General features: G+C 71.5%; 6 protein-coding genes. All 6 read left to right on the top strand.

What is annotated here, in order from left to right:
• The first annotated feature begins 229 nt into the window (after positions 1-229).
• The 6 genes from E1265_RS29005 to glgP all read left to right on the top strand — a co-directional run bounded on the left by E1265_RS29005 (position 230) and on the right by glgP (position 8,795).
• Complete coding sequence (locus E1265_RS29005; protein ID WP_132933967.1) at positions 230-1,903, top strand: ABC transporter substrate-binding protein; 1,674 nt, start codon at positions 230-232, stop codon at positions 1,901-1,903.
• A 116-nt stretch (positions 1,904-2,019) separates the two neighbouring features.
• The gene (locus tag E1265_RS29000) at positions 2,020-3,024 is read left to right on the top strand and encodes an ABC transporter permease (RefSeq protein ID WP_132933966.1); all 1,005 of its coding nucleotides are present in this window, start codon (positions 2,020-2,022) and stop codon (positions 3,022-3,024) included.
• Positions 3,024-3,995 (top strand): ABC transporter permease, encoded by a 972-nt coding sequence (locus E1265_RS28995; protein ID WP_132933965.1) that lies wholly within the window; start codon positions 3,024-3,026, stop codon positions 3,993-3,995. The genes E1265_RS29000 and E1265_RS28995 overlap by 1 nt, the downstream gene beginning before the upstream one ends.
• Positions 3,996-4,001: 6 nt before the next feature.
• Positions 4,002-5,021, top strand: coding sequence for an ABC transporter ATP-binding protein (locus E1265_RS28990; protein WP_132933964.1), 1,020 nt, complete (start codon positions 4,002-4,004; stop codon positions 5,019-5,021).
• Positions 5,018-6,118: an oligopeptide/dipeptide ABC transporter ATP-binding protein gene (locus E1265_RS28985; protein WP_132933963.1), complete on the top strand. Its 1,101-nt coding sequence runs from the start codon at positions 5,018-5,020 to the stop codon at positions 6,116-6,118. Before E1265_RS28990 ends, E1265_RS28985 begins: the two co-directional genes overlap by 4 nt.
• Before the next feature lie 91 nt (positions 6,119-6,209).
• Complete coding sequence (glgP, locus tag E1265_RS28980; RefSeq protein ID WP_132933962.1) at positions 6,210-8,795, top strand: alpha-glucan family phosphorylase; 2,586 nt, start codon at positions 6,210-6,212, stop codon at positions 8,793-8,795.
• Positions 8,796-8,815: the final 20 nt, after the last annotated feature.

Here is an 8,815-nt window from a genome sequence, read left to right as displayed (position 1 = left end):
GATGGAATGTCACCGTGGTGTTGCCACTGAATGGTCATGAGGTTGCCGGGACCGAAGAATGTCCGTGAAACTCCCGAACCGAAGCGGAAGAAAGTGGACTTGTCCTTCTTTTGACGGCAAGATCTCAGGTCGGTATCGCCGTTCTACGCGCGGTTCCCTGGTATGTACTAGAGCAGTAATGTGCCGTCCACCGGAACGTCTTACCACCGCCAACCCACTGAGGTGGACGATGCGCACAGCAAGACCCAAGGCCGCCGCTCGGGCGTTCGCGGCCGTTCTCGCGATCGGCCTGATAGCGGCCGGCTGCGCCAGCGAGCGCGACAACGACGACAATTCGTCAGGGGGTGGCGACACCTTTGTCTTCGGCGCCGCAGGCGATCCCGCGGCCCTCGATCCCGCGCTGGGCAGCGACGGCGAGACCTTCCGGGTCACCCGCCAGGTCTTCGAGACCCTGATCGAACACGAGCCCGGCGGCACCGAGATGGTGCCCGGCCTCGCGGAGAGCTGGGAGAGCAACGAGGCGGGCACCGAGTGGACGTTCCACCTGCGGGACGGGGTCACCTTCCACGACGGCGACGAGCTGACCGGTGAGGTCGTCTGCCAGAACTTCGACCGCTGGTACAACTGGAGCGGCACCTACCAGAACACCACGCTCTCCTATTACTGGCAGACGGTGTTCGGCGGATTCGCCGAGAACGAGAGCGACGAGACGCCGCCGCCCAACTACGTGGGCTGCACCGCACCCGACGAACTGACCGCCGTCATCGAGGTCGCCGAGCCCTCGGCCAACTACCCGGGCGGATTCTCGCTCCAGTCCTTCGCCATCCAGTCCCCGACGGCCATCGAGGCCATGGCCGAGGACAACCCGAGCGGCGAGGGCGAGAACATCACCTTCCCGAACTACAGCCAGGAGGCCGGGATCGTCTCCGGCACCGGTCCTTTCCGGGTGACCGAGTGGAACCGGAGCAACGGCGAGGTCACCCTGGAGCGCTTCGACGACTACTGGGGCGAGGCGGCCGGCGTCCAGGAACTGGTGTTCCGCACCATCCCCGAGGAGGACGCCAGGCGCCAGGCGCTGCAGGCCGGCGACATCCACGGCTACGACCTGGTGGCCCCGGCCGACGTCGAGACGCTGGAGGCGGACGGCTTCCAGGTGCCGGTCCGCGGCGTGTTCAACATCCTCTACCTCGGCATCACCCAGGAGAACAACCCGGCCCTGGAACAGCTCGAGGTGCGGCAGGCCATCGCCCACGCCATGGACCGCGAGAACATCGTGAACACCCAGCTGCCCGAAGGCGGCGTGGTGGCCACCCAGTTCATCCCGGACACCATCGACGGCTACTCGGAGAACGTCACCACCTACGACTACGACCCCGAGCGGGCGCAGCAGCTGCTCGCCGACGCCGGGGCCGAGGACCTGACGGTGGACTTCTGCTACCCGACCGAGGTCACCCGCCCGTACATGCCGGCCCCCGCCGACATCTACGAGCTGCTGCGGGCCGACCTGGAGGCCGTGGGCATCACCGTCAACCCGGTCGCGCTCAAGTGGAACCCGGACTACCAGGAGACCACCCGCGATGGCGGCTGCGGCATCTACCTGCTCGGCTGGACCGGCGACTTCAACGACGCCTACAACTTCCTCGGCACCTGGTTCGCGGACTACTCGCGGGAGTGGGGCTTCGAGAACCAGGAGCTGTTCGACCTGATGGCCGAGGCCTCGGCCGAGCCCGGCGTCGAGACCCGCGTCGGCCTCTACCAGGGGCTGAACGAGTACATCATGGACTACCTGCCCGGCGTGCCGATCTCCAGCTCGCCGCCGTCCATAGCCTTCTCGCCCGACGTCAACCCGCCGACGGTGTCCCCGCTGACGCAGGAGAACTTCGCGGAGGTCTCGTTCAGGTAGCCAGGTAGCCAAGCCGAACAGACCAAGGCTCCACAGACCAAGGCTCAAGGTACGCCCGCCCGGCCGCGGCACCCCGTGGCCGGGCGGCTCTCTGTCAGGGAAGGGGGAGCCCTTCGGTGCTCCGTCTCATCGTCCGCAGGCTTCTCCAGCTGGTACCCACGCTGCTCGGCCTGTCGGTTCTGCTCTTTCTGTGGCTGCACCAACTGCCGGGCGGGCCGGCCTCCGCGCTCCTCGGCGAGCGGGCCACCGAGGCCGACCGCCGCCAGATCGAGGAGGCGCTGGGCCTCAACGACCCCGTCTGGGTGCAGTACGGCCGCTGGATGGAACGCCTCGTCCAGCTCGACCTCGGCGCCTCCGTGCGCACCGGCCGGCCCGTGTGGGAGGAGTTCACCACGCGCTTCCCGGCCACCGTCGAACTCGCCCTGTCCGCCATGCTGATCGCCGTCGTCATCGGCATCCCGCTCGGCTACTTCGCCGCCCGCAGGCGCGGCAGCTGGCTCGACGTCGGCGCCGTCTCGGGCTCGCTGATCGGCATCTGCATCCCGGTCTTCTTCCTCGGGTTCATCCTGCGCGCCGTCTTCGCCGTCAACCTCGGCTGGCTGCCCAGCTTCGGCCGCCAGTCCACCGGTATCAACGCCACCGAGGTCACCGGCTTCTACGTGCTCGACGGACTGCTGACCAGCGAGTGGGACGCGTCCTGGGACGCCGTCGAGCACCTGATGCTGCCGGCGCTCGCGCTCTCCTCGATCCCGCTCGCCGTCATCGTCCGCATCACCCGCGCCAGCGTCCTCGAGGTGCTGGGCGAGGACTACGTGCGCACCGCCGAGTCCAAGGGCATCGCGCGGCGCGTGGTGCGCGGCCGGCACGTGCTGCGCAACGCCCTGCTGCCCGTCGTCACCACGATCGGCCTGCTCACCGGCTCGCTGCTGTCCGGCGCCGTGCTCACCGAGTCCGTCTTCGCCTTCGGCGGCATCGGCTCCTTCATCAGGGACGCCATCGACGCCCGCGACTACCCGGTGCTGATGGGCTTCATCCTCTTCATCGCGCTGCTGTACGTGGCCATCAACCTGCTGGTCGACCTCGCCTACAGCCTGATCGACCCGAGAGTGCGGGTGAACTGATGAGCACCACGACCCCGAGTTCCAAGAAGGCCGACAAGATCGACCGGCTCGCCGAGCTGACCGCCCGCACCGAGACCGCGAGCGGCGCCAGCCTGTGGGTCGAAACGCTGCGCCGACTGCGGCGCAGCAAGATGGCGATGATCGGCGGCGCCATCATGGCCGCCTTCGTCGTGCTCGCGATCATCGGCCCCTGGATCGCCCCCTACAGCCCCACCGCCCAGACGTGGCGGGACGAGGTCTTCGTCAACCGCGGCGAGTTCGTCGGGCCGCGCGGCGACAACTGGCTCGGCCTCGACCACCTCGGCCGCGACCTGTTCTCCCGGCTGCTCGAAGGCACCCGGCAGACGCTGCTGGTCGGCGTCGTCTCCACGCTGCTCGGCTTCGTCTGCGGGGCCGTCGTGGGCGGCGTCGCCGGGGCCGCGCTCTCCTTCGGCGGCCGGCTCGGGCAGCGGATCGACACCGTGCTGATGCGGCTGATCGACATGATGCTGGCGCTGCCCTCGCTGCTGCTCGCGGTCTCGATCGCCGCCATCCTCGGCCAGTCCCTGACCACGGTGATGATCGCCGTCGGCGTGGCACAGATCCCGATCTTCGCCCGGCTGTTGCGCGGCTCGATGCTCGCCCAGGCCAACGCCGACTACGTGCTGGCGGCCCGCGCGCTCGGCGTGCGGCGACGACGCATCGTGCTGGCCCACGTGCTGCCCAACTCGCTCGGCCCGCTGATCGTCCAGTCCACGTTGGCGCTCGCCACCGCCATCATCGAGGCGGCGGCCCTGTCCTACCTGGGCCTCGGCAACCCGGACGCCTCCCAACCCGAGTGGGGCGTGATGCTCGCCCAGGCGCAGCGGTTCTTCGACCAGGAGCCGATGATGGCCGTCTACCCGGCGCTCGGCATCATCATCACCGCCCTCGGCTTCACCCTGCTCGGGGAGGCCATGCGCGAGGCACTCGACCCGAGACTGCGGAGCTGATGCGGCATGTCCCTGCTTGATGTGGACGAACTGACGGTGACCTTCGCCGGCCGCGGCGGGTCGGGCACCCGGGCGGTGGCCGGGGTGTCCTTCGCCGTCGACCAGGGCGAGGTGGTCGGCCTGGTCGGCGAGTCCGGCTGCGGCAAGAGCGTCACCTCGCTGGCCCTGATGGGCCTGCTGCCCCGCCGGGGCGTGACGGTCGGCGGCCGGGCCGTCTTCAACGGCACCGACCTGCTGTCCCTGCGGCCCTCCGCGATGCGCGACCTGCGCGGCAGCCAGCTGGCGATGATCTTCCAGGACCCGCTGTCCTCGCTGAACCCGGTGGTGCCGATCGGCGTCCAGGTCACCGAGATCCTCCAGCGGCACCGCGGGCTGCGCGGCGCGGGCGCCCGCAAGGAGGCCGCGACCCTGCTCGACCGGGTCGGCATCCCGGACCCGACACGGCGCCTCAAGGAGTACCCGCACCAGCTGTCCGGCGGCATGCGGCAGCGCGCGCTGATCGCCATGGCGGTGGCCTGCGCCCCCCGGTTGCTGATCGCGGACGAGCCGACCACCGCGCTCGACGTCACCATCCAGGCGCAGATCCTTGAGCTGCTGAAGGAACTGGTCGACCAGCAGGGCACCGCGCTGCTGATGATCACCCACGACCTCGGCGTGGTCGCGGGCCTCTGCGACCGGGTCAACGTGCTGTACGCGGGCAAGGTGGTGGAGGCCGCCGACCGCCGGCCGCTGTTCGCCGCCCCCGCCCACCCGTACGCGCACGGCCTGCTCGGCTCCATCCCGCGCCTCGACGCGCCGCGCGGCGACCGGCTCAACCCGATCCGGGGCTCCATCAACGACCGGATCGACTGGGCGGACGGCTGCGCCTTCGCCCCGCGCTGCGACTTCTACACGCTCGAATGCCTCCAGGGCGCCCCCGAGCTTTCCGAGCTCGGCGGCGCCCCGGACGCCGGACACCCCGGCCACGAGGTGCGCTGCGTCAACCCGGTGACCACCACGACCGAGACGACGGAGGCCGCGGTATGAGCCTGCTCGAACTGGACGACGTGAAGGTGCACTTCCCGGTACGCCGGGGCGTGCTCTTCGACCGCGTCGTCGGCCACGTCTACGCCGTTGACGGCGTCTCGCTCACCATCGAGGCCGGCCAGACCTACGGCCTGGTCGGCGAGTCCGGCTGCGGCAAGACGACGCTCGGCCGCGCCGTGCTGCGGCTGACCGACATCACCTCGGGACGCGTCGTCTTCGACGGCACCGACCTCGCCGCGCTGCCCGACGAGGAGATGCGCCGCGCCAGGCACCGGCTGCAGATGGTCTTCCAGGACCCGCTCGGCAGCCTCAACCCACGGCAGAACATCGAGTCCATCCTGGCCGAGGGCATGGCGGCGCACGGCATCGGCGCCACCCGCGAGGAGCGCAGGGAGAAGATCGTCGAGATCCTGCGCCGGGTTGGCCTGCCGGCCGGTGCGCTCTCCCGCTACCCGCACGAGTTCTCCGGCGGCCAGCGGCAGCGGATCGGGATCGCCAGGGCGCTGGTGCTCGAACCCGACCTGATCATCTGCGACGAGCCGGTGTCGGCGCTCGACGTCTCCATCCAGGCGCAGGTGCTCAACCTGTTGGAGGAGCTCCAGGACGCGCTCGGCCTGACATACCTGGTCATCGCCCACGACCTGGCCGTGGTCCGGCACATCTCGGACCGCATCGGCGTGATGTACCTGGGCTCGCTGGTCGAGGAGGCGCCGAGCGACACGCTCTACGCCGAGCCGCGCCACCCCTACACGCGGGCGCTGATGTCCGCGGTGCCGGTGCCCGACCCGGACGTCGAAGACAGCAGGGAGCGCATCCTGCTCCGCGGCGACCTGCCGTCCCCGGCCAACCCGCCCGCCGGCTGCCGCTTCCACACCCGCTGCCCGTGGCGGCAGCCGGAGCGCTGCGACACCGAGCGGCCCGCGCTGACCGACCTGGGCGGCGGGCACCGGGTGGCCTGCCACTACGCGGCCGAGATCGCCGACGGTACCATCCAGCCGACCAGGGACCTCGCGCCCCCGGTGCTGAAGGACGTGCCGGGCGGCATCGTTCCGGACCAGGCCGGCGGGGGAGAGGAGCCGGTGGCGGCCACACCCTGATGGTCCCCGGGGGTGGTATACGGGGGATTCCGGCCGTTTGGGGCCGGAATCCCCCGTGACCGACCCCTTCATCCCGCTACGGTCGTGCGCTGTGAAGGCCATCCGTCGCTTCTCCGTACGCCCCGTCCTTCCCGAACCCCTCCGACCCCTGCACGAACTGGCGTTCAACCTCCGCTGGTCCTGGCACCCCGACACCCGTGAACTGCTGCGCTCCGTCGACCCGGCCGGCTGGCACGCCGCCGGCGAGGACCCCGTGCGGCTGCTCGGCTCCGTCGACGCCGACCGGCTCGCCGAGCTCGCCACCGACCGCGGCTTCCTGCGCCGCCTCGACCTGGCCGCCGGCGACCTCGGCGACTACCTGACAGAACCCCGCTGGTACCAGGCGGCCGACGCCCAGACGGGCGGCGAACTCCCGCGCGCCATCGCCTACTTCTCGCCCGAGTTCGGCATCACCGCCGCCCTGCCCCAGTACTCGGGCGGCCTCGGCATCCTCGCCGGCGACCACCTCAAGGCCGCCAGCGACCTCGGCGCCCCCCTCATCGGCGTCGGCCTCCTCTACCGGCACGGCTACTTCCGGCAGAGCCTCTCGCCCGACGGCTGGCAGCAGGAGCACTACCCCGTCGTCGACCCGCACGAGCTGCCCCTCACCCCGCTGAACGAGCCCGACGGCGGCCCCGCCCTGGTGCGGCTCGCGCTGCCCGGCGGCCGCACGCTCACCGCCCGGATCTGGCAGGTGCGGGTCGGCCGCGTCCCGCTGCTGCTGCTCGACTCCACCCTCGCCGAGAACGGCCCGGCCGAACGGGACGTGACCGACCGGCTCTACGGCGGCGGCGGCGAGCACCGGCTGCTCCAGGAGATGCTGCTCGGCATCGGCGGCGTGCGCGCGGTCCGCGCGTTCTGCCGGATCACCGGACACGCGGAACCCGAGGTCTTCCACATGAACGAGGGCCACGCCGGCTTCCTCGGCCCCGAGCGCATCCGTGAACTCGGCGAGTACGGCGTCGACTTCGACGCCGCCCTGCACGCCGTGCGGGCCGGCACCGTCTTCACCACCCACACCCCCGTGCCGGCCGGCATCGACCGGTTCTCGGAGGACCTCGTGGCCCGCCACTTCGGCGAGGGCGCCGAACTCCCCACCGTCGACCAGCAGGCGCTCCTCGGCCTCGGCCGCGAGCCGGCCGCCATCGCCGGTGCCGACGTCGCCGACCCGGGCGAGGCAGGACCGCCGCAGTTCAACATGGCTGTGCTCGGCCTGCGCACCGCCCAGCGCGCCAACGGCGTCTCGCTGCTGCACGGCAGCGTCAGCCGCGGCATGTTCGCCGGCCTCTGGCCCGGCTTCGACCCCGAGGAGGTGCCGATCGGCTCCGTCACCAACGGGGTGCACGCGCCCACCTGGACCGCCGACGCCATGCAGCGCGTCCACCACGCCGACCTCGGCGCCGCCGAGCTGTGGGAACTCCGCCGCACCCTGCGCGAACAGCTGGTGCACGAGGTGCGGGCCAGGCTGCGAGCCGCCTGGCGGCAGCGCGGCGCCGGCCAGGCCGAACTCGGCTGGGTGGACGGCGTCCTCGACCCCGACGTGCTCACCCTCGGCTTCGCCCGCCGCGTCCCCTCCTACAAGCGGCTCACCCTGATGCTGCACGACCGCGACCGGCTGCGGTCGCTGCTGCTCCACCCCGAGCAGCCGGTCCAGATCGTGGTCGCCGGCAAGGCCCATCCGGCCGACGACGGCGGAAAGCGGCTCATCCAGGAACTCGTCAGGTTCGCCGACGACCCCGAGGTGCGGCACCGCATCGTCTTCCTCCCCGACTATGGCATGGCCATGGCGCGCTCGCTCTACGCCGGCTGCGACGTCTGGCTCAACAACCCGCTCCGCCCGCTGGAGGCGTGCGGCACCTCGGGCATGAAGTCCGCGCTCAACGGCGGGCTCAACCTCTCGGTGCGGGACGGCTGGTGGGACGAGTGGTTCGACCCCGACTTCGGCTGGGAGATCCCGACCGCCGACGGGCTCGCCGCCACCGAGCCGGAGCGGCGCGACGCGCTGGAGGCCGCGGCGCTCTACCGGCTGCTCGCCGAGCAGGTCGCCCCCTGCTTCTACGACCGCGGCCTGGGCGGCGGGGGCGTCCCGACCCGCTGGATCGAGATGGTCCGCGCCACGCTCGACCGGCTCGGCCCGCTGGTGCCGGCCGAACGGATGCTGCGGGAGTACATCTCCGACTACTACGCGCCGGCGGCGCACGCCCACCGGGCGCTGACCGCCGAGGCGGCCGGCGAACTCGCGGCCTACGCGGCGCGGATGCGGCGGGAGTGGCCACGGGTGGCCGTCGACCACGTCGAACCGGGCGCCGAGCCGCCGACGCTCGGCGGCACGGTGTCCCTGCGGGTGCGGGTGGCCCTCGGCGACCTCGAACCCTCGGCCGTGGAGGTCCAGGCCGTCACCGGCCGGGTCAACGGCGACGACACGCTGGCCGACCCGGTCTACGTCTCCCTCAAGCCGGAGGGCGGCCCCGACCTGTCAGGACGCTGGACCTACACCGGCGAACTCCCCCTCCACCGGACGGGCCCCTTCGGCTACACGGTCCGCGTCCTTCCCGCGCACCCGCTGCTCGCCTCCCGGCCCGAACTGGGCCTGACGCGCCTCCCGGACGGCGAAACGCCGCTCCTGCCGGAGGCGTGACGACCGCGCCGGGCTTTCCC

The sequence above is a fragment of the Streptomyces sp. 8K308 genome, from assembly GCF_004348315.1.
Classification (GTDB): domain Bacteria; phylum Actinomycetota; class Actinomycetes; order Streptomycetales; family Streptomycetaceae; genus Streptomyces.
Note: the sequence above shows the minus strand (reverse complement) of the source record. Positions and strands in the feature narration are given on the sequence as shown.